This is a genomic window from Pseudonocardia pini, from assembly GCF_013870575.1.
Taxonomy (GTDB): Bacteria; Actinomycetota; Actinomycetes; order Mycobacteriales; family Pseudonocardiaceae; genus Pseudonocardia; species Pseudonocardia pini.
The window spans coordinates 1-1,748 of sequence record NZ_JACBXB010000971.1 but is presented as its reverse complement, the minus strand read 5'-3'; the positions used below and the strand labels follow the sequence as shown (position 1 = coordinate 1,748).

2 protein-coding genes are annotated in these 1,748 nt (G+C 75.9%); both read left to right on the top strand.

Annotation, left to right across the window (positions count from 1 at the left end; all coding sequences use genetic code 11):
- The first annotated feature begins 64 nt into the window (after positions 1–64).
- A complete protein-coding gene (locus tag H5J29_RS31465) occupies positions 65–682 on the top strand; it encodes a YdcF family protein (RefSeq protein WP_181784566.1) in 618 nt (205 codons plus the stop codon).
- Positions 679–1,748 (top strand): deoxyguanosinetriphosphate triphosphohydrolase (locus H5J29_RS31460; protein ID WP_181784565.1); only part of this gene is annotated, 1,070 nt, incomplete at its 3' end. The genes H5J29_RS31465 and H5J29_RS31460, both read left to right, overlap by 4 nt.

Sequence of the window (1,748 nt, the reverse complement as noted above, 5' to 3'; positions counted from 1 at the left end):
CGCTCCCGAACCGCCCACCGTGCCGCTCGCCGAACCCACCACCCGACTGCGGGCCCGAACCGGGCTGACCTGGTTCGCCCGGTTCGTCCTGGGCACGCTCCTGGTCGCGGCGATCGTCCTGGGCGGCACCCTGTTCCGCGTGTGGCAGACCGCGCGGGTGGACGGGGACCGGCCGGTCGACGCCGTCGTCGTGCTCGGCGCGGCGCAGTACGACGGCGAGCCCAGCCCGATCCTCGCCGCCCGGCTCCAGCACGCCGCGGCCCTGTACGAGGAGGGGCTGGCGCCGCGGATCGTCACCGTCGGCGGCAGCCGCGCCGGGGACGAGTACACCGAGGCCGAGGCCGGGACCCGCTACCTGGTCCGCCAGGGCGTGCCCGCGAGCGCGATCACCACGGTGGCGGAGGGCTCGGACACCCTGGGCAGCCTCAAGGCGGTGGCGGCGCGCGCGCAGCAGGACGGCTGGGAGTCCGCCCTCGTCGTGAGCGACCCGTGGCACTCCCTGCGGGCCCGCACCATGGCGCGGGACTCCGGGCTGGAGGCCTGGACCTCGCCGACCCGCAGCGGCCCCGTGGTGCAGACCCGCGAGACGCAGGCGCGCTACATCCTCCGCGAGACCGCGGCGCTGCTCTACTACCGGCTCACCCACGCCTCCGCCGAGACCGGGGACACCGGGCTGGGATGACCGCGTACTCCGACCACGACCGGGCGCGGCTCCTGCCCGAGTCCCCGAAGGGGTCCGGGGTCGGGGACGGGCGCAGGCCCGAGCGGCGCAGCCCGTTCTCCCGCGACCGCGCCCGCGTGCTGCACTCCGCGGCGCTGCGCAGGCTCGCGGGGAAGACGCAGGTCGTCGGCCCGGGTGAGGCCGCGGACATCACGGGCATCCCGCGCACCCGGCTCACCCACTCCCTCGAGGTGGCGCAGATCGGCCGGGGGATCGCCGAGGAGCTGGGCTGCGACCCGGACGTCGTCGACACCGCCGGGCTGGCCCACGACATCGGGCACCCGCCCTTCGGGCACAACGGCGAACGCGCGCTGGACGAGATCGGCGCGGCCTGCGGCGGCTTCGAGGGCAACGCCCAGACACTGCGGATCCTCACCCGGCTCGAGCCGAAGGAGGAGGGCGGCGGGCTCAACCTCACCCGCGCCACGCTCGACGCCAGCTGCAAGTACCCGTGGGTGCGCCGCGGCGGGGAGCGCAAGTTCGGCGCGTACGCCGAGGACGCGGAGGTGTTCGCCTGGGTCCGCGACGGCGCGCCCGCGGCGACGCGGTGCGTCGAGGCCCAGGTCATGGACTGGTCCGACGACGTCGCGTACTCCGTCCACGACGTCGAGGACGGCATCCTCTCCGGCCGGATCGACCTCGCCGCGCTGGGCTCCCCGGAGGAACGCGCGGTGCTGTCGCTGCTGGCCAGCACCCATTTCGGCGCCGACCCGACGGCCTGCGAGGTCGCCGCGGAGACGCTGTCGAAGCTGCCGGTCGTCGAGGCGGTCGGCGGGTTCGCCACGGCCACGGCGCCGGTCGCGGACCACGTCGCGTTGAAGCGGCTGACCAGCGAGCTCGTCGGGCGGTTCGTGCGCGCGGCCACGGACGCCACGCTGCACGCGGTGGGGGAGGCCCCGATCCTGCGCTACACCGCGGACCTCGTGGTCCCCGCGGACGTGGCGGCGGAGGTGGCGCTGCTCAAGGCCGTCGCGCTGCGGTACGTGATGAGCGACCCGGAGCGCCGCGCGATGCAGGAGCGGCAGCG